Here is a 24,780-nt window from a genome sequence, read left to right as displayed (position 1 = left end):
CCTTGAGACAATCGCTACGATGAGCGATGATCCACTCATCAGCCTGCCAGCAGCAAGCTGACACTCATCCGGCCCTCTGGGATGAGCCGTGGCCGTCTAAGCTACACCACTCCCTGGGACACGATCCACGTTGATCATTGACCGAGAAGCCGAGATCCAGATACTGGCGACCCCATGCGGCATCGCTGCGGTCAATCTCGAGGCCTTGGATGTTGGCAAGATGCATCCACGGATTGCGTTCTGCTGAGTGGAGCCAGCCACATCCAAGGTCGAGTTTGTGCGTCTGTGCTTCGACAGTCCATGCCCGTCCGCCCAGTCGTGGCGAAGCCTCGAGGAGAAGGACCGAAACATCTCTTTCCTGCAGGTGGCACGCCGCCGCAATCCCGGCGGCGCCTGCGCCAATTATGACAACGTCAACGTCGTTCGACATCTCACTACTCATTTGGGTCCGAAGATAACGCGTGGGCCGAGTGCAGGCACCCGGCTTCCGATTTTTGGCGCATGCCCGGCCGCAGGAACGTCGGCACACACCTCTAGGCTCGAGATTACCGGCTCGAAACGAGCGGAACTACCCAATTTGAACTGCATGCTGCGATGAATCTAACTCATGAATTCCTTCCAATCTACTAGAGCGCCGCCACGCCGAGTTGAACGACGCATGTCTGGTTCGATGTCATCTCAGCTCGGAAGATTGCTCACGCTTTCGTTGGTGTATTGTGATCAGCAACCTGATTGGAATTGGTTGTCATGCGCGCCTCCGCATGCATAATCAGAGTTAACAAATGAGGAAAATTAATGAATGGCTCGAGAGAACTTCAATGATCTGCAAGCCTTCCTCGAGGTCGCGCGCGAAAGCAGTTTTACACGCGCTGCCGCCAAGATGGGAGTCTCCCAATCTGCGCTTAGCCATACGATCCGGCAGCTCGAAGCGCGGCTCGGTGTTCGGTTGTTGACGAGGACGACGCGTGCGGTCTCTCCGACCGAAGCAGGTGAGCGCCTGCTTATTGGTATAGGCCCGCTTTTCGATGAAATCGAAAGTCAGATCGACAGCCTCAGCGATCTGCGAGACAAGCCCGCTGGTACCATCCGTATATCCGCCTCTGACCACGCGATCCGATTTGTCCTGTGGCCGAAGCTGCAAAAATTCTTGCTGTCTTATCCCGACGTTAAGGTCGAACTCACCAGGGAAAACGGGCTGACCGATATCGTTGCAGAGCGTTACGATGCCGGTGTTCGGATGGGCGAGCAGGTAGCCAAGGATATGATCTCGGCCCGCATAGGACCAAATATGCGGTTTGCAGTCGTTGGTTCCAAATCTTACTTTGCAAACAATGAACCACCGTCGCACCCGAAGGATCTTCTGCGACACTGTTGCATCAACGAGCGCTTGCCAACCTTGGGCGGCTACTGGCCTTGGGAATTCGAGGAAGAAGGGCAAGAGATCAATATTCGGGTAGAAGGGCAACTGGCCTTTAACAATAGCTATGACACTGTCGAAGCGGCGCTGGCCGGATTTGGTCTGGCCTATACGCCGGAGGATGTCGCCGCTCCCCATCTGGCGAGCGGGAAACTTGTCCGAGTGCTGGACAAATTTTGCCCACCCTGGGAGGGCTACTATCTTTACTATCCCCACCGCCGTCAGTCCTCACCAGCGTTCGCCGTTCTGCTTGAGGCATTGCGTCACCGAAGCTGAGGCATCCGCTGCTTTGGCCCGATAGAGTCCGGTCAGGTAAATGTGAATTGCCACGCGGAAGAGCTGGCAACCCAGATTCGGTTGCGGCACGGCTCTCTTAAGCTGCAAAGCATGTCATAATTGGCAAGATTCGGTGTGTTCGCGATGGCGCGGACGGAAAACGACAGCACGCGCCAATGCTTGAGCTGGGCTGAGTAGAAGCCGAAAACTTCCGTCCGGACCATCGTGGGCAATGTCATAACAACTGGAGGTGTTGTGAAAGAACCGTGTAGTGGCAGGCACTCGACGGGTGCGAGGCTCCGTCGTCGTCTTACAATGCACCTCGACCTCTGACGTTAATGTGCTGTCGAGCGCGGTGAACTGGAACGTCCCCGCCAGAAGAGCATCGAATAGTGGGTAGCGATCGCAATGAGCGCGACGACGCCTGTCCAGTGGCCGAAAAAAGGCGTCACGGAGGTTCTGAAATTCCAGACATCCAGGCTGTAGGTGAACGTTAGCTTGCCCCAGACGTCGAGGACCGAGAAGCTCCAGACTCCGAAGCCGGCAAGCACAAGGGTTGCGAAGCGAAGCGCTGCCGTCCTCGTCGGGTTCATCGAGGACAGTCGTAGGACCGACCGACTCAAGGCCATCACGCGGGTCCAATGCAGTCCGAGATGGGCGCCCACGAACAGCAACACCCAGTAGGCAGAAAACCAGTGGACCTCGCGCAAATAGATGCTGTCCGGGATCGGGAGCGCGGCGAAGAGCGATTTCGAGATTACGACACTGGTGAACAAGAGGATGAGCATATTGACGATCAGGATCGCGTGAAGCGCCACGACCGCGATGCGTCTTGCGTCGTACCGCCCGCGCAAAAGTTTGCCAAACCAATACCGATTGACCACGAGGTGCCAGCCGAGCAACACGAGCAAAGCTGTACCGAAAATCTCGTGCGGCAGGTTCTCGAGCCACCAGTAAGCCAGCGACAGCAATAAGAGCGCCAGCATCCCAGCAGGAAGGAGAAGACGATCACGGACAGGCGATTTCAAAATCCGCGCTCCGTTTCAAACTGCGCAGCGCTCATGGTTTAAAGCTTCGCGCGTCGCTGAAGGTGAACATGAACTGCCGATCCCGCCGGGTCTGATGGCAGGAAAAACAGCGAGCAGGGCTTTCGTCGTCCGTCTTGATCGAGCGATCGGTGTTGAAGGCCTGATAGGCCCAGTCATCCGGACCATCCCCATTCTTCTGGGCGATCAGGTATCGCGCGAGAACATCACTTTGATGATCTACGAGAACTACGCTTGTCCCTGCTGGGACCGGTTGTCCGGCCTGGATGGCGTCAAGCGCAGTCTGATTGATGAGCATGTGCTCACGGGTCACACCGCGCCGGACCGTCGTGTAATGAACGAGCTTATCGAGGTCGGGGAAGGACACGGTGCCAACCTGCGCAAGCGCAGGAACAGGTCCGGAGCCTTCGGGAAGAAGCAGATATCCTGCAAGGGTCGTCGTCAATAAGACGAGAGCGGGCAATCCATATTTGCGGAATTTCTTGTCCATGCTTCCCGAAACTTTCCCCTGTATGTGACCCACGGCAATATGCCATCAGAGCACCCGTTAGGCTTTACAGGACCGGGAGCTCGGCAAGTACCCGCTCAAAACGGCATGCCATCATGAATGAGGCTCATGAAACGCCCCGTTCCAAAAACCAAAGTCGTTGAAAGTTTCTGCTCGCGCCAAATTGAAGTGGATCAATTCATTCATGAATATTGCTCATGATAACATCCGCCTTTCAAGGACTAATTCCAACTCCCACTCCGCCTTATCTTTTAGCGGACGTTGCTGCACGACCGTAGATACGGGCAGCCTCTCGGCCGTACGTCAGGCGACCACGAAGGAGTTTAAAGTGAGCAATCCGAACGAAACTGGTACTGAAAGCTCGAGCCTCGATTTGGATCGACGCGGACTTTTCAAAATGGCGAGCGTCGGCGTCGCGGCAATGAGCGTTTCCTCAATGATGACGGCATCGAATGCAGAGGCGCAGACTTTGAACATGGCGCAGGAATGGGACAAGGTTTTCCCAAAGAGCGAAAACGTCGATCACCAGAAAGTCACGTTCAGCAACCGCTACGGTATTACCCTGGCGGCCGATCTCTACGTGCCAAAAAACCGCAACAGCGGCGCAATGCCGGCAATCGTCGTAGGCGGACCGTTCGGCGCGGTGAAGGAACAGTCTTCGGGTCTCTATGCGCAAACGATGGCCGAACGCGGTTTCATCACGTTGGCGTTCGATCCTTCCTACACCGGCGAAAGTGGTGGTGAACCGCGCAATATCGCGTCACCAGACATCAATACAGAGGATTTCAGCGCGGCGGTGGATTACATCGGTCTGCGCCCTGAAGTCGACCGCGAACGGATCGGTGTCATCGGTATATGCGGATGGGGTGGCATGGCGCTGAATGCCGTTGCATCCGACAAGCGTGTCAAGGCCGTCGTTGCGAGCACGATGTACGATATGACCCGGGTCATGTCAAAGGGCTACAATGACAGCGTTACCCTGGAACAGCGCACGCAGGCTCTCGAGAAGATGAGCCGTCAGCGCTGGACCGACGTGCAAAAGGGCACCCCCGCCTATCAGGCTGCTTATAACGCTGAAGTTGCCAAAGATGCGCCGCAGTTCATGGTCGACTATCACGATTACTACTCGACGCCGCGAGGATATCACAAGCGGGCCGTCAACTCGGGTAACGCCTGGTCGCAAACCACGCCGATCTCGTTCATGAATATGCCGATCTTGACGTATATCGCAGAAATTTCGCCCCGCCCTGTCCTTTTCATCCATGGCGAAAAGGCGCATTCGCTTTACTTCGCCCAAACCGCCCATGCAGCAGCGGCAGAGCCGAAGGAGCTGATGGTTATCCCGGGCGCCAGCCACACCGATCTCTATGACAAAACGGATGTGATCCCGTTCGACAAGCTGTCTAGCTTCTTCGAGCAGCACCTTTCCGCCTGATCGGATCAAAAGGCTCGGAGAGTCCGCTTTACGCGGGCTCTCCGTTTGTTGCCGTATCGTTGGTCGAATGGTGGGGCGACGCTCTCGGAATACTCTACCAGGTTCGGTTTCTCATCGGATAAACCCGTCATGCGACGGAGTCTCGCCGGACCGTGGCGAACCACCGGTACCGGCCGGCAACCTCTGGGTTGCGGCATCGCCGACAGTCAATGAAACTTCTTCCGTTGGCAAGGGTGACGAAGCCTGCTCCTAAACCGACAGAAAGTCTCAGGCGTTCCTGGACGCCTGATCAAGCTGCTGAAATTCCTCGTCGGATAATGTGATAGCGGCACCTGCTACATTTTCCTCGAGATGCTTGACCCGGCTCGTGCCTGGAATTGGCAGCATGACCGGGCTACGCTTCAGTATCCAGGCCAGGGCAATTTGTCCCGGCGTAGCGCCCTTCGCCTTTGCGAGGCTATCGACAATTCCACCAGTCTGGGCGAGCGTCCCGGCTGCAAGCGGAAACCAGGGAATGAAGCCAATACCATTGGCTTCGCAATAGTCGAGAACTGCTTCATCAGCCCGGTCTACAAGATTGTAGCGGTTCTGCACCGTCGCGACCGGAAATATCTTTTGCGCCGCCTTGATCTCGTCGACCGTTACCTGGCTGAGACCAGCGTAGCGGATAAAGCCCTGATCAATGAACGAGCGGATCGCTTCGAACTGTTCGGTTGCTGGTACCTTGGGGTCGATGCGGTGGAGCTGCCACAGGTCGATCTGTTCGACCTTCAGACGTCGCAGGCTCATACGGACGGCCTGCCCGAGATAATTGGGATCACCCACCTGCGGCCATTGCCCCTCCGTGCGGCCAGGCCGCACCAGTCCACCCTTTGTGGCAATGAGCAGACCCTTGTAGGGCGCTAGCACTTCGGCGATCAGATCCTCGCTGATGAACGGTCCGTAGCTGTCGGCCGTGTCGATGAAGTTTACGCCAAGATCGGGCAGGCGATGCAGGACACGAATGGCCTCGTCGCGATCTTCCGGTTCGCCCCAGATACCCAGACCCGTCAAGCGCATGGCGCCAAAACCAAGGCGATTGACCGGCATCTCGCCCCGTATGCTGAATTGGCCTGAAAAAGTGGCGTCAATATTGTTCATATCCGTTTTCTTCGGTTGAATTCATTGTCGCGACTCTCAAGCGTCCCGGCGTCAGCATCCCTGACAGACTGCAGTGGAGCGACAATCTGAAAGCCATGCCTAGTCGTCTGCTGTTCGCGATACGGGGCCGGCTGAGAAAGTATGAATTATAACGCTGTTCGAATGCGGAGCCCAATGGCCGCATCCGTTTCAGGCGCAGCTGATTGCATAGCTCGATGTTTATCGAGCTGCTTCAACCTTAACTGTCACGGCGCCAGGTCGATCGAAAATCGACACGTCGCCGGTAACCTTACCAAGGATGACGATGCCCGGTTGCGGGACTTGTCCATCGCGGTAATAGATCACGAAATCACCCGAACTCCATAAACCCAGGGTGCCGGTCGAGAAATCGCGCTGACGCTGCGAGGATGGCAGAGCCGAGGGCAAATTGCCGGTCTTCTCCTGACGCAGGTGGTCGGACATCTCGATAGTCAACGGCAACATATCTGCCAGAGCCTTGGCAGCGTTGTTTTCCGCGAGCTCTGCTGTGACTTGCCCCCAGTCAGAGGAAATAATAATACGCTGTTGCGCCATAGCGGTTCCTGTCAGTCCGAGGGCTATGGACAGTGCCCCCACTGTTATCTTCAACATATTTCTGATCCGTGCCTATCGTCGGTGAAGCTACTGTGGATATAAATGCATTCAACCGGGGAGATTTTTTCAATCGTGGGCCCCTGCATGTTCGTGACGTTTTCAGAGCTGTAGGAAACGCATAAGAATCGGTCATATAGACTGCTAGCACCCCGTTAACCAAATTATTATCCCTGCAAAATTGCATGAATTTATCAATGTGATTCACGAATGGGCAAAACTTTGAGAAGCGGCGCCGAGGCCTTGAGCCGTTAAAGAACTCTTCCCACGACATTCGAGAGGCAGGTACGATACAACGTGGTCAAAGGGACACCAATCCGCCATGGCGGATTTATGCGTCAGTTCGATAACTTCAATCGAAATTGAGGGCATAGTCTCCCTGCCGGTTCGCGCTAGTTCCAGGAGTCGCGTTTGTTTCACTTACGTCAACCAAAAAACCGGAGAAGGTCATGCCCAGTCTCAGCCACCTGGAACTTTCCCGTCGATCCCTGCTTGTTTCATCTGCCGCTACGGCAGTTATCAGTCAAACAATCGGCGGCAAGGCATCGGCAGAAGCGATGGGGAGTTCAGTGAATACCTCGACACAAGTTGCGTTAAGCGTGAATGGCAAAAGGTACGACCTTGCCATCGACAACCGTACAACTTTGCTCGACGCGTTGCGGGAGCATCTTCATCTTACCGGCACCAAAAAAGGTTGCGACCATGGCCAGTGCGGCGCCTGCACCGTCATGGTAGACGGTCGGCGTATCAATTCCTGTCTTACGTTGGCCGTCATGCATGACGGTGACGAAATCACCACGATCGAAGGATTGGGCCAGCCGGGCAATCTGCATCCGATGCAGGCTGCCTTCGTCAAACACGACGGCTTCCAGTGCGGGTATTGTACTCCGGGACAGATCTGTTCCTCCGTGGCGGTGCTTGAGGAGATCAAGGCAAACATCCCGAGCCACGTCACCGAAGACTTGACACTGCAGGCCGTTGTCACATCGGCCGAGATCCGTGAACGCATGAGCGGTAATATCTGTCGATGCGGGGCTTATTCCAACATTCTCGATGCGATCAGCGAAGTAGCGGGAGTACCGGCATGAAGGCGTTTACTTATGAGAAAGCCTCTTCCGCAGAGGCCGCGGCCAAGGCGGCGGCCCAGAACCCGGATGCAAAATTCATCGCGGGAGGCACGAACCTTCTCGATCTGATGAAGCTTGAGATCGAACAGCCATCGCACTTGATCGACATCAACGGTCTCGAGCTCGATACGATCGCGAAAACAGCGGAGGGTGGTTTACGCATCGGCGCGCTTGTCAGGAACACTGACCTTGCGGCCGACGATACCGTGCGCCGAGACTACGGACTTCTGTCCCGCGCGCTTGTCGCGGGCGCGTCGGGCCAGCTCCGCAACAAGGCGACGACGGCCGGCAATCTTCTGCAACGCACCCGCTGTCCCTACTTCTACGATTCAAACCAGCCCTGCAACAAGCGTAACCCCGGCAGCGGCTGTTCCGCGATCGGCGGCATCTCCCGGCAGCTTGGTGTCATCGGAACCAGCGAGGCGTGTATCGCTACGCATCCGAGCGACATGGCCGTCGCCATGCGGGTGCTCGATACAGTCGTCGAAACGGTAAAGCCAGACGGCTCGAAGCGCTCCATCGCGATCGCCGATTTTCACCGCCTGCCAGGCGATACTCCGCATATCGAGACAACGCTCGAGCAAGGTGAGTTCATCACCGGCGTGGTGCTGCCGTCACCGATTGGCGGCAGGCATATTTATCGCAAGGTCCGTGATCGTGCATCCTACGCGTTCGCACTGGTATCGGTTGGCGCTGTCATCCAGCCTGACGGAAGCGGTAAGGTCGCCGTGGGTGGGGTCGCGCACAAACCATGGCGGGTCGAGGCCGCCGAGGGCGAGTTGACGAAAGGTGCTCGAGCGACATCAGCGGCTCTGATGGCGGGGGCCCGTCCTACGGAGCAGAACAGGTTCAAGGTCGATCTCGTCGAGCGCACACTTGGCGCGGTTTTGACGGAAGCGAGGGGATAAGCCAATGCAATTCGATAAACCAGCCACGACTAACCCGATTGACCAGCTCAAGGTTGTCGGCAAGCCAATCCACCGCATCGACGGTGAGCTGAAAGTCTCCGGCCGTGCCATGTATGCCTATGAGTGGCATGATCCCAACATCCGTTACGCCTACGGTTATCCAGTCGGATCCGCCATCGCCAAAGGGAAGATAACCGCCATCGACAGTTCCGCGGCCAAAAAGGCGGCGGGCGTGCTTGGCGTCGTCACCACGCTTGATGTCGGCGACCTGAAAAAGGGGAAGTTCAACACCGCGAACCTGTTCGGCGGAAGCAACATCCAGCACTACCACCAGGCCGTCGCGGTCGTCATCGCCGAGACGTTCGAACAAGCGCGCGCTGCCGCTGCTTTGCTCAAGGTCGATTACGCTCCTGAAAAAGGCTCGTTCGACCTGCGCGGCGAGATGGGGAATGCCAAGTCCCCTGATCCATCGACTGAACCTGAAAGCTCAGTCGGGGACTTTAATGGCGCCTACCGCGCAGCAGCGGTGACGCTAGACGCCGAGTACACGACGCCTGACCAGTCTCATTCGATGATGGAGCCGCATGCCTCGATCGCGACATGGGACGGCGACGAGGTGACTGTGTGGACGTCGAACCAGATGATTGACTGGTCGCGCACAGACCTCGCGACGACCCTTGGCGTCGACAAGGAGAACGTCCATCTGATGTCGCCGTTTATCGGCGGCGGTTTCGGCGGCAAGCTTTTCCTCAGAGTCGACGCGGTCCTGGCCGCTTTCGCAGCCAAGGCCGTCGGCCGCCCGGTGAAAGTCGCGCTTCCCCGCCCGATGATGCCGAACAACACGACCCATCGTCCGGCGACCATCCAGCGCATTCGCATCGGGGCCGAGCGGGATGGCAAGATCACCGCCATCGCGCATGAAAGCTGGTCCGGCGATCTTCCCGGTGGAGGGCCTGAAACCGCCGTCATGCAGACGCGCCTGCTTTATGCGGGCGCCAACCGGATGACGGCCATGAAGCTTGCCACATTGGATCTTCCGGAAGGCAACGCCATGCGGGCGCCAGGCGAGGCGCCGGGTCTAATGGCGCTTGAGATTGCGATCGACGAAATGGCGGAAAAGCTCGGGATGGATCCCATCGAATTCCGGATCGCCAACGATACGCAAGTCGATCCCGAGAAGCCGGAACGTCCGTTCTCCCATCGCGATCTCATTGGCTGCCTCAAGCTAGGCGCAGAAAAGTTCGGATGGGACAAGCGTGGTCTCCCGGCGAGCCGGCGCGAAGGCCAGTGGATGATCGGCATGGGCGTTGCCGTCGCCTTTCGCAACAATCTCGTCTTGCCGTCGGGGGCGCGCGTCAAGCTTGACCGTGAAGGTGTTGTCACCGTCGAAACCGACATGACCGATATCGGTACCGGCAGTTATACGATCATCGCCCAGACCGCCGCCGAAATGATGGGTGTCGGCGTGGACAAGGTGGCGGTTCAGCTCGGTGATTCCCGCTTTCCAGTATCTGCAGGTTCCGGCGGGCAGTTTGGTGCCAATTCTGCAACCTCCGGCGTTTATGCGGCCTGCATTAAGCTGCGCGAAACGGTTGCCAGCAAGCTCGGCTTCAACTCGACAGACATCGTCTTCGAAAACGGAGAAGTCCGAGCCGGCAACCGGTCCGTCCGACTGGCGGAAGCTGCCGGCGCGGAAGGGCTTATCGGCGAGGATACGATGACGTGGGGCGATCTGACCAAGACGCACCAGCAATCCACGTTCGGCGGACACTTCGTCGAGGTCGGGGTTGATGTGGCGACCGGTGAAACCCGTATTCGCCGCATGCTCGCAGTCTGTGCGGCGGGTCGCATCCTCAATCCGATTACCGCCCGCAGCCAGGTCATTGGTGCGATGACCATGGGCGCCGGCGGCGCGTTGTCGGAGGAACTCGCGGTCGACACCCGCCACGGTTTCTTCGTCAATCATGACCTCGCCGGATACGAGGTGCCGGTCCATGCGGACATTCCGCACCAGGAGGTCATCTTCATGGACGAAACCGACCCTTACTCTTCTCCGATGAAGGCGAAGGGGGTGGGAGAGCTGGGGCTTTGCGGTGTTTCTGCCGCCATTGCCAACGCCATCTACAATGCGACCGGCGTTCGCGTCAGGCACTATCCGATCACACTGGACAAGCTCATTGGCGAATTGCCCGACGTTGCCTAAACATTCGCGGTGGCCGGTTCGGCCACCGCTGAACCTGCGAGGACGGATTTGAACGACATCTGCTTAGCAACAATGCCGGTGCCCGTGAGGGTGAGCTCGGCCGATAATCCCGCAGACATACTTCGCTTCGCGGCTGAGGCTATGAGTCACGGTCCGGCGGCCCTTGCAACTCTTATCGAAATCAGAGGAGGGGCTGCTCGGGCTCTTGGTGCGCACGTCGCCGTTGCTGCCGACGGCAGATTTTGTGGATACGTTTCTGGCGGGTGCGTCGAGGCTGCCGTAGCGGCCGAAGCCCTCCAGGCGATCGCGGAAAATCGAGACCGGGTCGTGAAGTTCGGGGAAGGGTCGCCGTTCTTTGATATCGCGCTGCCCTGTGGTGGAGGCATCTCGGTCGCCATACATGTTCTGCGTGACGCAGGAATACTGTACGATGTTATAAGCAATTTGGCCAATCGCCGATCAGCTGCTTTAGCGTATACGCTGCAATCGCAGTCGCTCGTTCCTGTTGACAAGCTTCCCGGGCGATCGGAGTGGCGTGACAGTACGTTCGTGTCGCTCTACCGTCCGCAAACAAGGGTTGTTCTTTCCGGTCAGACGGGAGAGGCCGAGGCCGTCCGTCATATCGCAGAGGCTTCGGGTTACGACGTACAGCTCATAGCAAATAACCGGTCCCAGTCCGCTCTCGGCTCTATCCAAATCGATCCGTTCACGGCTGTCGTGCTCCTGCACCACGACCTGGATCAGGAAATCGCGATCCTGAAAAAGGCTCTGGCATCCCAGGCATTCTACATCGGGGCACTTGGGAGCACGCGTACGCACCGGCGCCGTATCGAACGGCTGAGATCGCAGGGCATTTCTTCGGACTGTTGTGAACGTATCAAAGCGCCAATTGGACTATTTGGCCCTACGCGAGATGCCACTTCGTTAGCACTCTCGGTTCTCGCCGATGTGGCCGCTACTCGCCTTGCGGTGTTCGCATGAGCATCGATCTCCCGCAAAAAAATGCGTCCGGTGTCCCACTTGGCCTGTCTCAACGGAGACCCGCTCCGATGGTCGACCGGTACGGCCGCGCGGTTACCTATCTGCGTGTCTCGGTCACAGATCGATGCGACTTCCGCTGTACGTATTGCATGGCGGAGAACATGACGTTCCTGCCAAAAAAGGACCTGCTGACGCTGGAGGAGCTCGACCGGCTCTGTTCGGCCTTTGTCGCCAAGGGTGTCCGCAAGCTTCGGCTGACCGGCGGCGAACCTCTGGTGCGCAAGAACATCATGTATCTGGTCCGGTCGATCGGTCGCCATATCGAAGCCGGTGACCTCGACGAACTGACGCTGACGACAAACGGGTCCCAGTTGGCCCGCCACGCCCAGGAACTTTACGATTGCGGCGTTCGGCGCATCAACATCTCGCTCGATACGCTCGATCCTGACAAGTTCAAAACCATCACGCGCTGGGGTGACTTCTGCAAGGTGATGGAAGGCATCGATGCGGCGCAGAAGGCCGGCCTGAAGATCAAACTGAACGCGGTCGCGCTCAAGGATTTCAACGATGGCGAAATGCCTGAGATGATCCGCTTCGCGCACGGCCGCGGCATGGATCTGACCGTTATCGAAACCATGCCCATGGGCGAGATAGAAGAAGACCGCACCGACCGCTACCTGCCACTGTCTGCCCTGCGCGAAGATCTCGAAAGGCAATTCACCTTCAGGGATATCCTCTATAAGACCGGCGGCCCGGCCCGATATGTTGAAGTCGCCGAAACCGGCGGGCGGTTGGGCTTCATCACGCCGATGACGCATAATTTCTGCGAGGGCTGCAACCGCGTGCGCCTCACCTGCACGGGTACGCTCTACATGTGCCTCGGCCAGAACGACGCTGCCGATCTTCGGGCCGCCCTTCGCGCATCCGACGATCCGGCCGTTCTTTCGGAAGCGATCGATGAGGCGATCTCGCGCAAGCCAAAAGGCCACGACTTCATCATCAACCGCAACAACCGCCCGGCCGTCTCGCGCCACATGAGCGTCACCGGCGGGTGACGTATGGAATATGTAATATCCGCCGTTGCCTTCAGGTCAAACTTGGGAGCGTCATAACCTTGGGGGATTAATCGATGTAGCGCATGACCGTATGCGCGATAAACCAGCTAATATTCGACAAAGCTATTGTGTAAAAGATCTCTATCAGCAATGGAGAATGTTATCAAAATGTCTGGCTTTCAATCCTGCACCTTCGCGGTGCTCGCCTTCGTTTCCGCCATGGGGTGGGTTGCGCATATACAGCAATGCACCAGCTGATCGTTGGCTAAATCGATTTTCTTATGCGACATCGTCTTGTTGAAACTTGACGAAAATGAAGTAGCGCGTACCCGTCGCCGCGATGGCGCCTTATAGCTGTTTTGAGAGCACCTCGACAGCGAGCACGACAACTCAAGCAAGTCACCGGGGAGCGGTTCCAGGCTGTTGGCTACATAAATAGCTCCGACGACGGCCTCTTTCGTCCGGTGCCGTTTTGGTACGGGGGCGTCTGCTCACTTGAAGAAACGATTTTCTGTGCCAATGCGGCCGGTCGCCGATCAGCTCATCCACTGGCCGCCATCTACGTTGTAAGTTTGGGAAACGACATAATCCGACTCCGACGAAGCCAAAAATACGGCCATGCCGGTTAGATCCTGGGCGGTTCCCATACGGCCATAAGGTACAGCCTCGCCGACTTCCTTTTTCTTCTGGCCAGGTTCTTTGCCTTCGTATTTCGCAAAGAACGCATCGACGCCATCCCAGTGTTCGCCGTCGACGACACCAGGCGCGATGGCGTTGACATTGATCCGGTGCTGAATGAGGTCTAGGCCCGCCGATTGCGTAAGGCTAATCACCGCAGCCTTCGTGGCGCAATAAACGGCAACAAGAGCCTCGCCCCGTCGGCCTGCCTGCGATGCCATGTTGATAATCTTCCCGCCGTTGCCTTGCGCGATCATCTGCTTAGCGACCGATTGTAGCGTGAAGAGCGGGCCATAGACGTTCACATCGAAAATTCTGCGGTAGTCCGACTCTGCGATTTCGACGATAGGCGCTGCCGTGAACAGCGCCGCATTGTTGACCAGGATGTCAATCCTCCCAAAAACCTCCACCACCTTTTGAACGGCCTGGTTGATGCTGTCCTTCTTAGTGACGTCGAGCTTCACTGCGATCGCGCCATTACCGAGTTCGGTGGCGGCCGTTTCCGCACGGGCGATATCGATGTCGCAGATTGCGACCCGGGCGCCTTCCGTTAGGTATGCTCTTGCGAATTCTAGTCCTATTCCGCGGGCCGCGCCTGTAATCATCGCGATCTTGTTTTCGAGCCTCAAGGCCATATGTGTCTCCCTATATTATTTGTTTGGTGGCTTAGAAGATCCTGGGAAAGTGCCGGACGAGATGGTTCCCGAAGAACCTGCGGATGCGTTCGTTTAAAAACACCTGAGGGCCGCCATCAGAGCCGGATGCAATCGCAATCTTGATATCAACATCCAGTGTTTGCAATTCTTCGGCAGTTTTCATCGCGTGAGCTAGCGATCTGTCGCTTGCATCAACAAGCATAAGGATCGGCGGTAACTCGAAGAGCACCCAACCTTGCGATGCAGTTTTGATCCTGTAGGGCCTCGTGTGGGCACGGCAAAGCCTTGCCAAGTTGTCGAGTAAGTCCAGATCGCTGCCGATTACGGCAATCGCGCCGGGCAATGGCATACCGACGAACCCGTCACGCAATAGTTCGGACAAGTCCTCACTCCGCGGCCCGGAGCGGCAGACCATACCGAGGGAACACGAATTCGAATGGCTCTCGAGCTTGATCCAGCTAGTCCGAAGGTCGCTCTTCGCTACGATGCATGTGTGGCTTTGAAGATCATGCGCGTCTCGCTTCAGGTATATTTCGACATGATTGCGATCGGCTACACTCACTGGCTTCGGAAATTGGCCGGTCATCTCAATGGGAATCCCAGAATGCGGCGGGGTCCGTGAAATCGCTAGACTACTGTGCATCCAATCGTCCTCCTGAAGATGAGAGGAGAATACTGGGCGCAATAGATGAGAACTAGCGTCCTCTCTGCGTCGGAATGATGAAATTATATCCCGATTGAGTGACTTAAAAGTCGAAGACTATTCCTTCGGGACAGCATAGGTCATTTCGCGGACACGACATTCTTGCGGTATGTTGCCGGAGTAATACGCCGAGACTTTCTGAAGGACCTGTTGAAATTGGACATGTTTTCGTATCCGACCTCAGCCGATATGCTGGTAACGGAAAGATCGGTGCGGATCAGAAGTTCGCAAGCCTTCGCTATCCTGAGTTCGCTTAAATAGTGGGTGAATGTTGTACCAGTGTTGCGCTTGAAGAACCGCGAGAATGATGTTTCCGTCATTCCGACCATCGCTGCCGCCTGGGGTAGACGAACTTTGGAATGATAATTCGCCGCCATCCACGTCAGGACATCACGGACAGATGGATCGGGCACAGTCTTGGCTTGGGCCGCGAAACCTGTCGACGACAGCAGGCTGTAGGTTGAACTGGTTGATAGTCCGTGGAGGAGGGCAAAAAAGAGGGAAAGGCGTTCGAGCCCACGCGTTTTGCCGATCGCTTCCATCAGATAGGCGCCCTTTTCACGCGTCTCACCGTGAAAAGCGATGCCTCTCCGGGCGAGTAGAAGGAACGCTTTCAGTCCGGCCACTTCCGGCATTGCATTGGTTGTCTCTAATATACGCTCCTCGTCAAACTGCAGGATAACGTCTCTCGCTGCTACGCGCTCGCCGGCCCTGAGTGGTGTAACCCAGTTGTGGGGCAATCCCCGCCCAACGATGAAGAGGTCACCAGGTCCGAAGCTTCCGATATAGTCGCCAATGTGACATGTGCCGCCTGCGTTTCTGATCAGGTGAATTTCACATTCGGGATGTGAATTCCAGACACTCCACGACAAAGGATAATCATCCGTTCGCCAGACGAAACATTCCGTCGCCGACGGTATGATTGGTTCATAGACCGGATTATGAGGGCCGGACTTGGAAGTGGGTAAGGTCAATGCATCCTCGGGCGTCGCACGCAACACATATTCGTAGCACAAATTCAACGTGTCTTGACCACAACCGTCGAAATCGTTCGGAGGCAGTCAGTGGCTTGCGTGATCAGCTCGATGGCTGCGGCACAAACAACCCGCCGCGATCTCACACTGCTGCCCCCGCGTGGCTCGCTGCGATACCGAAACGTAAATTTCCGATGACGGCTGTATGCGACACCTTTAGGTCTTGACGGTTCGAACACTCGGCTCGAAGCAGAGCCGCGAGATCGAAGTTGGCGTTTGAGCCTCAAGGCCGCTTCTCACTAAAGCTTATGGCGAGCGAAACTATGCGTCCCTCTTGGGAAAGCTTCCCATTCCCAGCTCAATCTGGCAGGCCGCTGTGATTTCCCGGGGTGCAGACCTGGTACCGACCAGGGGAACGGCCGGGACACTCACGGCGATGCTACTTGTAAGCATCGTAAATTTCGCAGTGGTACTGATCCTGTCTGCATTTTATTTGATCTAAACGGTCGCGGACCATGCACCATCAGAGACGGGTTCCAAAAATGGGCGTAACGATTACCCGATGATTTTGCTTACGTTTTAATTTCTCTGCGGGATCGGCGGTTCGTATCTCTTCAAGACCTGAATGGTCAGGAAAAGTTCTCCAGCACAGCCAAGAAGGTATGACGATCACCCTGGCCCTCGGTCAAGCGCACCCGACCTTCTATATCGGCGAGGTGGTGGTCCATTAACTGCTGTGCTTTTGCCAGATCTTGGGCCTTCAGCGCCGTAACGATCTGGCGGTGGTGGTCAGCGCCGCAATCGTCCTGTTTTTCTTCCTCATAAAGGGCCATGACCAGAGACAGGCGAGCGACGATCTTCGAGAGCATTTCGGTCATAACCGCGTTGCCGCCGAGTTCGGCCAGAACGATGTGGAACTTGCCGGAGAGCACCGTCTTCGACTTCTCATCGCCGTGATGGTGGATATGCTCTTCCTCGTCGGTCAGTTTTTCGAGCGCGTCCAGTTGTTCAGTGGTGGCACGGGCCATGGCGAGCTCGAGGATCGCGTGTTCGATCTTGCGCCGTGACTCAAACAGGGCCTTGGCTTCTTCGATGCCTGGTTCGGCGACGAAGGTGCCGCGGTTTCGCTTGCGCTCCAGCAAATGATCACTCTCCAAGACGCCGAGGGCGCCGCGAACGACGGTGCGGCTTACGCCAAAGTGGTCGGCGATCGCATCTTCGAGGATTTTCGTCCCCGGCTTTAGAGCGCCTTCGCCTATGGCATTGGCGAGCGTTGTGCGAATCCGCTCGGAGACGTCGTCATTGGCGCTTTCAGCCGCATCAGCCGAGGCGTTGGCCTTCGGCGCTGCCTTCGTCGTTTGACGGCGCGTCCTTTTCATGTGGTACTCCAGATGCATGGCGGCCCAAGCCGCTCGATCTAATTATGTTCATAGAAATATTGTTGCGTATATCGCCGTCTGCCAGAAATCCACCCGGTAAAGACGTTATCAGATGTCTATGGCGGCTAGTACCGCCACAGAGTGGGTGAGTGCCGGTTTATGCAGCGTGGCGCTTGGCAGTCGACGGGGAAAGCGCGATGCCCTTCTCCGCGCATAGCCTCTCGATGTAACGAGCCGAGTTCTTGATGAAGGTCACTGTCTCACCATAGCCGTAGGATTGGCGCTCGTAGGTCGGATAGCCGTACTGGCTCGCCTCATACGCTTCCCAATCCGGGATCTCGCCGGATTTCACGCGCGCTTCGAAGGTGTCCACCGTAGCCATGTAGACCTCCAGTTCTTCGGCGTTCAGGTCCGGATGCGCGGCGCGCCAGATCGGGTCATCGATCTGGATGCATTGGCGCGGATTCGCCTTGCGCGGCTTGTCTTCGACAGAGGCTGCGACTTCCAGCGAAAGGTTTAGATCCGGATTTGCCTTGGCAAGGATGGGAAGGATCGTGGGAAAATCCACGATACCCTTGCCGACCGGGCGGGTCTGGAAATCGAGACCTCCGAATGCTCGGCCGACATAGGCGTCTTTGATATGCGTCTGGCGGACGTAAGGCGCGACGCGCTTTGCCGCAAACACCGGATGTTCCCCACGCTGCAGGCCGTTGGCCGTGTCGAACACGACGCCGATACAGTCATCGCCAACTTTCTCGATCAGCCGGAGGATTTCAAAAGAGGTGATTTCATCATGGGTTTCCATGTTGAGGTGGACGCCATTGGCGCGCGCGACGGGAGCAAGCTTCAACAAGATCTTCTCGATGGCCAGCAACTGCTCGTCCCAGGTGATATCGGTGCGAAAGCGGTCATTTGCCAACCTGCCACGGTATTCCGATTTGAAATTGCCCGGTGAGATCCACAGTTCGAGGCATCCGATCGCGGCGCTCGCCTCGATCATCCGGGTGAAGCCCAGAATGATGTCGCCGTCGCCGATCGCCCGGAATTCCGGAGCCTCGGCGCTGCAATAGGGATTGATCTTGCCGACACCGCTTTCGAGGTAAAGCCCAAGCTCGTCGGCTTTCGCCCGGATTTCGCGAAGCGCACCCTTGTCGAGCGTCGGGCTCATGTCGAGAACGGTCGGGAAGAACAGGCCACCAAGACCAAGCTCCTTGACATGGTCGAGGCTTGCCAGCGGCCCGCGCTTCAGGAACTCGGGAAGTTTTTGGCTATCGATACCCAGTCTCATGATGATCTCCTTAGTGTTTCCTGACGGGATGCGCTGCGATGGCGATCCCTGCTTGATTTAATTTTCTTGAAGCTGCGGCCGGCGCTTAGGCCTGCGGATGGTCACTTCTCATTGCTGTTCGAGCGGCCTTTCGGTGCCAGTTTCCGTTCCAGATAATGCTGGCCCACCGAGGCGATTGTGGTGATGCCGAGGTACCAGAGTGATGCGACGCAGAGGAGTTCAATGACCAAGAAGTTGCGGGCATAGATGGCCTGTGCCTGTGTCAGCAGATCCTGCATGCCGATAACCGACACGATGGCACTCGCCTTCAGCATGCCGATCGCCTGGTTGCCGGTCGGCGGGACGATGAGACGGATTGCCTGCGGGAGGACGACAGTCCGCAAGGTCTGGAGTGGTCTGAGGCCCAAAGAGGATGCGGCTTCGCGCTGTCCCCGATCCACGGCTGTCAGACCGCTACGGATGATCTCGCTCATATTAGCCGCCTCGTGCAGGCCGAGCGCCAGAAAGCCTGCAAGGGCGGGTGTCACAATGTCGTTGACCGAGACGGACCAAGAACCGAAGCCGATCTCAGGAATGAAGAGCGCGATGTTGAACCAGAAGAAGATTTGGACGATCAGCGGTACGCCGCGAAACCACCAGACGAAGGCGACGGCGATCGCCTTCAGGACAACGTTCTGGCTGGTCGCCATGATGGCGACGAGGCAACCGATAACGATGCCGGCGGCCATGGCGCCGGCCGTTAGTTCGAGCGTGAGGACGACGCCGTCGAGAATGACGGGGTCGATCATGTAGCGCGGGATTTCACTCCATTGAACGCTTTGATTCCGCCCAATGACCAGAAGCATGAGAGCCAGCGCGATGATCGCGACGGCACCAGTCACGAGCTGCCCGAACCGAACTGTCTTGCCGATCGGAGGAGCCATTGGCATGCTGAGAGACTGTTGGGCGAAAGACATGGCTCAGTCCACCGGCATCGAGGCAGCGTCGTTGAACTTGACGGTCTTCACGGCGAGCGGGCCGAGGCTCCATTTTTCCATGATCGCCTGATAGGCGCCGCTATCGACCATATGTTGGAGTGAGGCGACAACAGTGTCGCGCAGTTCCGGATTGTCCTTGGAGACCAGCATTCCAAGGTAACCGACGGCAAGGCGGACATCCGGCAGCGCCTGCAGGCCGACACCCTTGCCGGTTTGCTTTTCGGTCGTGTAGACGCTGGTTGCGTAGCCGTTGACGGTTGCATCGGCGCGGCCCGTGCGCACCGCCTGCAGGACGTCCGGCATTTTCGGGATGGACATGATCTCGATCGGCGCCGTTTTGCACTTTGCCGATGCTGCGACAACGAGCCTGTTTTGGAAGGTTCCGACCGGCACGGCGACCTTCTTGCCGCAGAGGTCCTCCATGCTCTTGATGCCGAGGGGATTGCCCTTGATCGTCATGATGGTCGTCGCATCATACATGTAGTCGATCACATCGACCTGCTTTTCCAGCTCCACGTCGTCATTGATGCCGGATAGCGTCATGTCGAAACGCTTGGACAGCACGGCCGGAACGATTGCCGCGCCCGCGCCGACATTGGTCATCTGCATATCGACGCCGAGAATGACGCCCAGCGCCGCGGCAAGGTCCGCATCGATGCCGACGAGCTTGCCGGCTTCGTCCTGAAAACTGATCGGCGGCGTCAGGTCCGTCGCAACCTTGATGACCTTCTTGTCCTTGATGGCGGCAGGCAGGCTGTCGGCCAGTTTCTGATTGAAGGCGATGCCCGGAAGCTGGGCCACGTCCGCATCCGGCACCATCTTCACGGGCGCGCCTTCCGCGGCCTGTGCAGTCGATGCGAAGAGCGCGAACGCGATGCCGGCAAGACCGGCTGTGAGAGTTTTCTTGAAGCTATGCATGCGGACCCCTTTTCACATTTCTACGTCGTGAATTTTCAGGATAGTTCGATGCAATCACCATGCCACCTTGGATATAGCATCTGTATGCTGTTGTTTTTCATGTGATATTTTTTCATCTAAAATATTTAAGGGAATTCGAACCAATTTTCGCATATCCGTGCGAACATACTTTGATGAAAAAAATGACCTTTAAGCTACCGCAGGGCCGACCGGACTCGGTTGGCGCTAGCTAATTTACTGATTTTACTCTTCATCCTTTGCATACCCGAGATCGATGGCACATCCGCGCAAGTGGCGCAAAGCGGTGAAACGGCCCGATTTCTATGCTGACAAGCCGAAATCGGTGCACATCAAATCATCGTTCAGCCGCCAATGATGCACAATTTATAGATTGTTACGTTATGTCGGCGATCCGTAATAATGGATATACGAAAATAGATAAACCAAAAATTTAATATGTTAATCAATTGGTTGATCCATGTTCGACCGCGCTCATTGTAGAGTTGGCACGTTGCTTGCAAATCCTTTGCCATGACCCAGAGCGAACTCAAATTTGCCGATCGATCACATCTCCGCCTGATGCCGGCGAGCGCGATGCTCTCGTTAGGTCAGGCGCAACCCGAGGGGATATTCATGCCGCAGGCTTCGAATGCAGCAGAAGGCAGAGAGCTAAGCGTTCGTGGCCTGACCCATAGTTATGGCGGGCAGAATGCGATCAGCGACATTTCTTTCGAGATAAAGGCGGGCGAGATCGTTGCGCTTCTGGGGCCGAGCGGGTGCGGCAAGTCGACGGTGCTGCGCGCCATTGCGGGCCTAATCCAGCCAAAAAGCGGGTTGATCCAGCTTGGCGGCCAGGATCTTGCCAATGTCTCGGCCCGTGCGCGTGGTATCGGCATGGTGTTCCAGAACTACGCGCTGTTCCCACACCTGACGGTGGCCGAGAACATCGCCTATCCGCTCGCCTGCCAAAAGGTGGCGCGCACCGAGCGTCGTGAGCGGGTGGAAGAAATGCTCTCGCTTGTGCAGTTGAAGGGTTTTGGCAACCGGCTGCCGCGCGAGCTTTCCGGCGGCCAGCAGCAGCGCGTGGCGGTGGCCCGCGCGATCGCAGGCCGCCCTTCGCTTCTGCTTCTCGACGAGCCCTTCGGTGCCTTGGACCGGGCGCTGCGTTTCGACCTGCAGGTCGAACTGCTTCATCTGCAGAAGACGCTCGGCATTACCACGCTGATCGTTACCCATGACCAGGAAGAGGCGCAGAGCCTCGCCGGCCGTCTCGTGCTGATGAACAAAGGCAATGTCGAACAGATCGACACGCCGATGGCCGTATATGACCGGCCGAAAACGTTGTTCGTCAATACGTTCATCGGACAGGCCAATGTGCTGCATGGGAAAGTGGACCGCCTGGAGGCTGAGGCAACCACGATCGCGCTTACCAATGGCAAGGCTCTCGTTCTGCCGCGCCGCCTGAATTTTACCACGGGCTCCACGGTCACGATTACCTTCCGTCCGGAGGACGTTCGCCTGTCTGCGACGCCGAGCGCATCGGCGCTGCCGGCGAGGCTGACCGTGTCAGTGCCGCTTGGACCCACCCTTGTCCATGATCTCCTTCTCGAAGACGGGACCAACCTTCGTGCCTCGGAGGTCCGCGGACCTTCGACCTTCATTCCCGAGCCGGGAGCACATCTCTTTGCCGAGATCGACACCATGAGGTGTCACGCCTTTCCGAGCGAACCGGAAGCATTCCGTGAATAACAACAACAGAGGTGAACAGATGCAAGACTTCAACATCACACGACGTCATTTCGGACTGCTTGCCGCCGGTGCGGCTGCAGCCGCGACCGTTCCTTTTGCTGCCCGCGCGGCCGGTGGCACTGCTGTTGCCGCGACCTTTCCGGGTAATTGGGAAGACGGTTATCGCAGCGTGCTGACGCCGCTCGTCAAGGCGGCCGGTTTCGATCTGACAGTTGCCCCGGCCATGGCGCAGGATCAGCTTGCCAAGGTCATGGCAAGCCCCGGCAACCCGCCTTACGACACGCTGCTGATGTCGCCCGGCCAGATGGCCGTCGCCGTCGAGAACGACCTTATCCAGAAGATCGACCCGTCGAAGCTGAAGAACTGGGGCATGCTCGATCCGGCATTCCAGGGCGAGTACGGCCCGACCGTGACGGTCGAAGTCAACGGCATTGCCTATAACCCCGATCTCGTTCCGGCACCCAAAGGTTATAGCGATCTCTTCGAAAACCCGGCCTACAAAGGCCTCGTTTCGTGGACCGGCTTTGCCTCCAATACCGGCGTGATGGCCTATACCGAGATCGCCAAGATTTTTGGCTCCGGCCCGACCGACATGGATGCCGTCTTCAAGCTGTTCAAAGACCATCCGGAACACATCAAGGGTGTCGTTGCCAGCACCAACCACCAGATGACACTGTTCCAGCAGGGCGAGATCGCCGTCTTCATGTGCTCGACGGGCAATGTCGCCAAGCTCAAGGCTCTTGGGCTCAAGGCGGAGTTCGTTCAGCCTGAAACCGGCTCGCCGGCAGCGCCCGTCAATATCCATCTGACCAAGGGCGCCAAGAATGTCGATGCAGCCTATGCCTATATGGATGCCGCGATCTCCAAGGCCGCGCAGGACCAGTTGAAGATGCCGCCACGCGAAATGTTCCCGACCAACAAGGACGTAGAACTGACGCCAGGCATCGAAGCCTATGTAAAGCGCGAACAGCTGGCCTCGCTCGTCTATCCGGACTGGGCCGCGATCAACAAGAACCGTGCGGAATGGATCCGCCAGTTCGACGCCCTCGTCGCCGGTTGAGGTAGCGCCATGAAAGCGAGCGGCTTCCCATACGTTATCCCGATGCTTCTGCTGTCGGTGGCGTTCTTTGCGACGCCGCTCGCCGTTCTCGTCGGGTTCAGCTTTATCGGCCCCGACGGCCTGTCACTGCACAACTATGCGCGCTTTCTCGGCGATGCGTTCAACTACCGTGTCCTGATTAACACCGCCAAGCTTGGCCTGCAGACCATCGTCAGCACGACCCTGCTCGGCGTGCCGATCGCGCTTCTCTACTGGCATAGCGGCAAGACCGCCCGCCAGATCATCATTTTCCTGACGCTGATCCCGATGCTGACCAGCAATGTGGTGCGCACCTTTGCCTGGATCGTCATCCTCGGGCGGCAGGGACCGATCAGCGAGACATTCGTGGCGCTTGGACTTGCCGAGCGTCCGTTCTCGCTGATGTCCACCGAACTTGCCCTCGTCATGGCCATGTGTCAGATCGACCTGCCGCTGATCATCCTGCCGCTGGTCGCCATCTTGTCGCGCATCCCGGTCACCTATACCGAGGCCGCGCAGGTTTCGGGTGCCGGCCCCTGGCGCATTCTCGTCACGGTTCTGTTGCCGATGATGCTGCCCGGCCTTTTGGCGGGATGGATCCTTGTCTTCGCCAGCACCAGCGCGTCCTTCGTCACCCAGGCCGTCATCGGCGGTGCTCGCAATGTCTATGTACCGCAACTGATCTACCGCGAGGTTGGTACGCTGTTCGACTGGCCGATGGCCTCGGCGATCGCCGTGGTACTCCTGTCGTCGACCGGCATCCTGCTTGTCGCCATGACCATGATTTCTCGTCACCGGAGGCTCGTCGGCCATGCGTAACCAATCCGAAAACCCGCTCCCCGCTTTTCTCTACAAGGCATTCGTCTTCGGCTTCGGCGGCCTGAGCCTGATCTATTTGGTGGCCCCGATCGTCATTGCTATCACCATGTCCTTCACAGCTGGACAGACGCTCAAATATCCGCCCGAGGGCTTTTCGCTCCGCTGGTACGAAGCTCTGCTCGACCCGCTCCGCTCCAGCACGGAACATACCGCGGCCGGCAATTCGCTTAAGATCGCGGGCCTCGCAGTCCTCGGCTCGCTGCTCTTTGCTGTGCCCGCCACGATCGGCATGGCACGGATGCGTCGCCGTTCAGTCAACACGATCGAACCGTTGCTTCTCGCCCCGCTGGTGCTGCCGAGCCTCGTTTATGGTCTCGCAGCTCTGATCGTCGCCAATTTCGTCGGCTTTCAGCCGTCGCTCTGGCTCACCGTCGTTGGCCATGTCGTGGTGTTCGGGCCGCTGATGTATCGTGCCGCCTCTGTCGTTGCGCAGGGCATCAATCCCTCGCTGGCGGAAGCCTCGACGGTGATGGGGGCGACCTGGGTAACGACGCTCAGGCGCGTGATCCTGCCCTTGCTGACCCCCGGCATTCTCGCCGGTGCCTTTCTCGTGTTCATCCAGTCGCTCGACAACGTCTCCGTCTCGCTTTTCCTCGCCGACGCGCAAACGACCGTTCTGCCGCTTCGGATGTTCGCGCTGATCGAGGAATCGCTCGACGTGCGCGTGGCCGCGATGTCGGGAATTCTGATCGGGCTGACGCTGGTGGTGATGCTGGTGGCAAGGCGGGTGCTGGCGCCATCCAAACAGGCCTGATCCCTTATAAAAATACTTCTG

General features: G+C 57.5%; 23 protein-coding genes. 11 read left to right on the top strand and 12 right to left on the bottom strand.

The annotated features are described in order from the left end of the window. Positions 1-64: 64 nt before the first annotated feature. Positions 65-430: an FAD-dependent oxidoreductase gene (locus ACI3K0_RS25595; protein WP_404946469.1), complete on the bottom strand. Its 366-nt coding sequence runs from the start codon at positions 428-430 to the stop codon at positions 65-67. Between the two features lie 369 nt (positions 431-799). On the opposite strand from ACI3K0_RS25595, the gene ACI3K0_RS25590 reads away from it, so the two are divergent. Further along, a complete protein-coding gene (locus ACI3K0_RS25590) occupies positions 800-1,693 on the top strand; it encodes a LysR family transcriptional regulator (protein WP_206829354.1) in 894 nt (297 codons plus the stop codon). Between the two features lie 335 nt (positions 1,694-2,028). Here the strand turns inward: ACI3K0_RS25590 and ACI3K0_RS25585 are convergent, their stop codons facing one another. Continuing rightward, positions 2,029-2,721: a DUF4405 domain-containing protein gene (locus ACI3K0_RS25585; protein WP_286195177.1), complete on the bottom strand. Its 693-nt coding sequence runs from the start codon at positions 2,719-2,721 to the stop codon at positions 2,029-2,031. Positions 2,722-2,752: 31 nt separating this feature from the next. Continuing rightward, positions 2,753-3,229 carry a cytochrome P460 family protein gene (locus ACI3K0_RS25580; RefSeq protein ID WP_206829353.1) on the bottom strand — a complete coding sequence of 159 codons (477 nt, stop codon included), beginning with the start codon at positions 3,227-3,229 and terminating at the stop codon, positions 2,753-2,755. Between the two features lie 346 nt (positions 3,230-3,575). Here ACI3K0_RS25580 and ACI3K0_RS25575 point away from each other — a divergent pair, with 346 nt between their 5' ends. After that, a complete protein-coding gene (locus ACI3K0_RS25575; protein WP_404946471.1) occupies positions 3,576-4,682 on the top strand; it encodes an alpha/beta hydrolase in 1,107 nt (368 codons plus the stop codon). A gap of 267 nt (positions 4,683-4,949) precedes the next feature. On the opposite strand, the gene ACI3K0_RS25570 is transcribed toward ACI3K0_RS25575, so the two are convergent. Together ACI3K0_RS25570 and ACI3K0_RS25565 are read right to left on the bottom strand one after the other, a co-directional pair. Further along, complete coding sequence (locus ACI3K0_RS25570; RefSeq protein ID WP_206829352.1) at positions 4,950-5,822, bottom strand: aldo/keto reductase; 873 nt, start codon at positions 5,820-5,822, stop codon at positions 4,950-4,952. 219 nt (positions 5,823-6,041) lie between these two features. Then, positions 6,042-6,452, bottom strand: coding sequence for a cyclophilin-like fold protein (locus ACI3K0_RS25565; protein WP_206829350.1), 411 nt, complete (start codon positions 6,450-6,452; stop codon positions 6,042-6,044). A gap of 449 nt (positions 6,453-6,901) precedes the next feature. Between ACI3K0_RS25565 and paoA the strand changes: the two genes are divergently transcribed. From paoA to moaA, 5 genes are all read left to right on the top strand, one after another. After that, on the top strand, positions 6,902-7,540 hold the full coding sequence (gene paoA / locus ACI3K0_RS25560) for an aldehyde dehydrogenase iron-sulfur subunit PaoA (protein ID WP_206829348.1): 639 nt from the start codon (positions 6,902-6,904) through the stop codon (positions 7,538-7,540). Next, positions 7,537-8,487: a xanthine dehydrogenase family protein subunit M gene (locus tag ACI3K0_RS25555; RefSeq protein WP_206829346.1), complete on the top strand. Its 951-nt coding sequence runs from the start codon at positions 7,537-7,539 to the stop codon at positions 8,485-8,487. Before paoA ends, ACI3K0_RS25555 begins: the two co-directional genes overlap by 4 nt. A gap of 4 nt (positions 8,488-8,491) precedes the next feature. Next, positions 8,492-10,690, top strand: coding sequence for an aldehyde oxidoreductase molybdenum-binding subunit PaoC (paoC, locus tag ACI3K0_RS25550; protein WP_206829344.1), 2,199 nt, complete (start codon positions 8,492-8,494; stop codon positions 10,688-10,690). Between the two features lie 72 nt (positions 10,691-10,762). After that, positions 10,763-11,671, top strand: coding sequence for an XdhC family protein (locus tag ACI3K0_RS25545; RefSeq protein WP_206829370.1), 909 nt, complete (start codon positions 10,763-10,765; stop codon positions 11,669-11,671). 68 nt (positions 11,672-11,739) lie between these two features. Next, positions 11,740-12,726, top strand: coding sequence for a GTP 3',8-cyclase MoaA (gene moaA, locus ACI3K0_RS25540; protein WP_286195176.1), 987 nt, complete (start codon positions 11,740-11,742; stop codon positions 12,724-12,726). A 536-nt stretch (positions 12,727-13,262) separates the two neighbouring features. Here the strand turns inward: moaA and ACI3K0_RS25535 are convergent. The 7 genes from ACI3K0_RS25535 to ACI3K0_RS25505 form a co-directional block, all read right to left on the bottom strand. Continuing rightward, entirely contained in the window at positions 13,263-14,039 is a 777-nt protein-coding gene (locus tag ACI3K0_RS25535; RefSeq protein ID WP_206829340.1) for an L-iditol 2-dehydrogenase, read from the bottom strand. A gap of 31 nt (positions 14,040-14,070) precedes the next feature. Beyond that, a complete protein-coding gene (locus ACI3K0_RS25530; RefSeq protein ID WP_206829338.1) occupies positions 14,071-14,442 on the bottom strand; it encodes a hypothetical protein in 372 nt (123 codons plus the stop codon). A 401-nt stretch (positions 14,443-14,843) separates the two neighbouring features. Next, positions 14,844-15,761 (bottom strand): AraC family transcriptional regulator, encoded by a 918-nt coding sequence (locus ACI3K0_RS25525; RefSeq protein ID WP_206829336.1) that lies wholly within the window; start codon positions 15,759-15,761, stop codon positions 14,844-14,846. Positions 15,762-16,366: 605 nt separating this feature from the next. Further along, on the bottom strand, positions 16,367-17,116 hold the full coding sequence (locus ACI3K0_RS25520) for a GntR family transcriptional regulator (protein WP_173998535.1): 750 nt from the start codon (positions 17,114-17,116) through the stop codon (positions 16,367-16,369). A gap of 157 nt (positions 17,117-17,273) precedes the next feature. Further along, positions 17,274-18,404, bottom strand: coding sequence for a sugar phosphate isomerase/epimerase family protein (locus tag ACI3K0_RS25515; RefSeq protein WP_206828744.1), 1,131 nt, complete (start codon positions 18,402-18,404; stop codon positions 17,274-17,276). A gap of 101 nt (positions 18,405-18,505) precedes the next feature. Beyond that, on the bottom strand, positions 18,506-19,360 hold the full coding sequence (locus ACI3K0_RS25510) for an amino acid ABC transporter permease (protein ID WP_206828743.1): 855 nt from the start codon (positions 19,358-19,360) through the stop codon (positions 18,506-18,508). Between the two features lie 3 nt (positions 19,361-19,363). Continuing rightward, entirely contained in the window at positions 19,364-20,299 is a 936-nt protein-coding gene (locus tag ACI3K0_RS25505; RefSeq protein WP_333711670.1) for an ABC transporter substrate-binding protein, read from the bottom strand. A 531-nt stretch (positions 20,300-20,830) separates the two neighbouring features. Between ACI3K0_RS25505 and ACI3K0_RS25500 the strand changes: the two genes are divergently transcribed. From ACI3K0_RS25500 to ACI3K0_RS25485, 4 genes are read left to right on the top strand one after another with little or no spacing between them, the layout of a single operon-like run. Further along, positions 20,831-22,048: an ABC transporter ATP-binding protein gene (locus ACI3K0_RS25500; RefSeq protein ID WP_404946468.1), complete on the top strand. Its 1,218-nt coding sequence runs from the start codon at positions 20,831-20,833 to the stop codon at positions 22,046-22,048. Positions 22,049-22,067: 19 nt separating this feature from the next. Then, entirely contained in the window at positions 22,068-23,108 is a 1,041-nt protein-coding gene (locus ACI3K0_RS25495) for an extracellular solute-binding protein (protein WP_404946467.1), read from the top strand. Between the two features lie 9 nt (positions 23,109-23,117). Beyond that, positions 23,118-23,945 (top strand): ABC transporter permease, encoded by an 828-nt coding sequence (locus ACI3K0_RS25490; protein ID WP_404946466.1) that lies wholly within the window; start codon positions 23,118-23,120, stop codon positions 23,943-23,945. Further along, on the top strand, positions 23,938-24,759 hold the full coding sequence (locus ACI3K0_RS25485) for an ABC transporter permease (protein WP_404946465.1): 822 nt from the start codon (positions 23,938-23,940) through the stop codon (positions 24,757-24,759). Before ACI3K0_RS25490 ends, ACI3K0_RS25485 begins: the two co-directional genes overlap by 8 nt. Positions 24,760-24,780: the final 21 nt, after the last annotated feature.

The organism is Rhizobium sp. ZW T2_16 (assembly GCF_044987325.1).
GTDB lineage: Bacteria > Pseudomonadota > Alphaproteobacteria > Rhizobiales > Rhizobiaceae > Neorhizobium > Neorhizobium cellulosilyticum.
The sequence above is the reverse complement of the archived record's forward strand: the minus strand, read 5'-3'. Positions and strand labels throughout refer to the sequence as shown.

Excerpts from the sequence above, each read along its gene's own strand:
- ACI3K0_RS25595 (WP_404946469.1), bottom strand. The coding sequence starts at position 430 with ATGTCGAACGACGTTGACGTTGTCATAATTGGCGCAGGCGCCGCCGGG.
- ACI3K0_RS25590 (WP_206829354.1), top strand. The coding sequence starts at position 800 with ATGGCTCGAGAGAACTTCAATGATCTGCAAGCCTTCCTCGAGGTCGCG.
- ACI3K0_RS25580 (WP_206829353.1), bottom strand. The coding sequence starts at position 3,229 with ATGGACAAGAAATTCCGCAAATATGGATTGCCCGCTCTCGTCTTATTG.
- ACI3K0_RS25570 (WP_206829352.1), bottom strand. The coding sequence starts at position 5,822 with ATGAACAATATTGACGCCACTTTTTCAGGCCAATTCAGCATACGGGGC.
- ACI3K0_RS25565 (WP_206829350.1), bottom strand. The coding sequence starts at position 6,452 with ATGTTGAAGATAACAGTGGGGGCACTGTCCATAGCCCTCGGACTGACA.
- paoA (WP_206829348.1), top strand. The coding sequence starts at position 6,902 with ATGCCCAGTCTCAGCCACCTGGAACTTTCCCGTCGATCCCTGCTTGTT.
- ACI3K0_RS25555 (WP_206829346.1), top strand. The coding sequence starts at position 7,537 with ATGAAGGCGTTTACTTATGAGAAAGCCTCTTCCGCAGAGGCCGCGGCC.
- paoC (WP_206829344.1), top strand. The coding sequence starts at position 8,492 with ATGCAATTCGATAAACCAGCCACGACTAACCCGATTGACCAGCTCAAG.
- ACI3K0_RS25545 (WP_206829370.1), top strand. The coding sequence starts at position 10,763 with ATGCCGGTGCCCGTGAGGGTGAGCTCGGCCGATAATCCCGCAGACATA.
- moaA (WP_286195176.1), top strand. The coding sequence starts at position 11,740 with ATGGTCGACCGGTACGGCCGCGCGGTTACCTATCTGCGTGTCTCGGTC.
- ACI3K0_RS25535 (WP_206829340.1), bottom strand. The coding sequence starts at position 14,039 with ATGGCCTTGAGGCTCGAAAACAAGATCGCGATGATTACAGGCGCGGCC.
- ACI3K0_RS25520 (WP_173998535.1), bottom strand. The coding sequence starts at position 17,116 with ATGAAAAGGACGCGCCGTCAAACGACGAAGGCAGCGCCGAAGGCCAAC.
- ACI3K0_RS25515 (WP_206828744.1), bottom strand. The coding sequence starts at position 18,404 with ATGAGACTGGGTATCGATAGCCAAAAACTTCCCGAGTTCCTGAAGCGC.
- ACI3K0_RS25510 (WP_206828743.1), bottom strand. The coding sequence starts at position 19,360 with ATGTCTTTCGCCCAACAGTCTCTCAGCATGCCAATGGCTCCTCCGATC.
- ACI3K0_RS25505 (WP_333711670.1), bottom strand. The coding sequence starts at position 20,299 with ATGCATAGCTTCAAGAAAACTCTCACAGCCGGTCTTGCCGGCATCGCG.
- ACI3K0_RS25500 (WP_404946468.1), top strand. The coding sequence starts at position 20,831 with ATGACCCAGAGCGAACTCAAATTTGCCGATCGATCACATCTCCGCCTG.
- ACI3K0_RS25495 (WP_404946467.1), top strand. The coding sequence starts at position 22,068 with ATGCAAGACTTCAACATCACACGACGTCATTTCGGACTGCTTGCCGCC.
- ACI3K0_RS25490 (WP_404946466.1), top strand. The coding sequence starts at position 23,118 with ATGAAAGCGAGCGGCTTCCCATACGTTATCCCGATGCTTCTGCTGTCG.
- ACI3K0_RS25485 (WP_404946465.1), top strand. The coding sequence starts at position 23,938 with ATGCGTAACCAATCCGAAAACCCGCTCCCCGCTTTTCTCTACAAGGCA.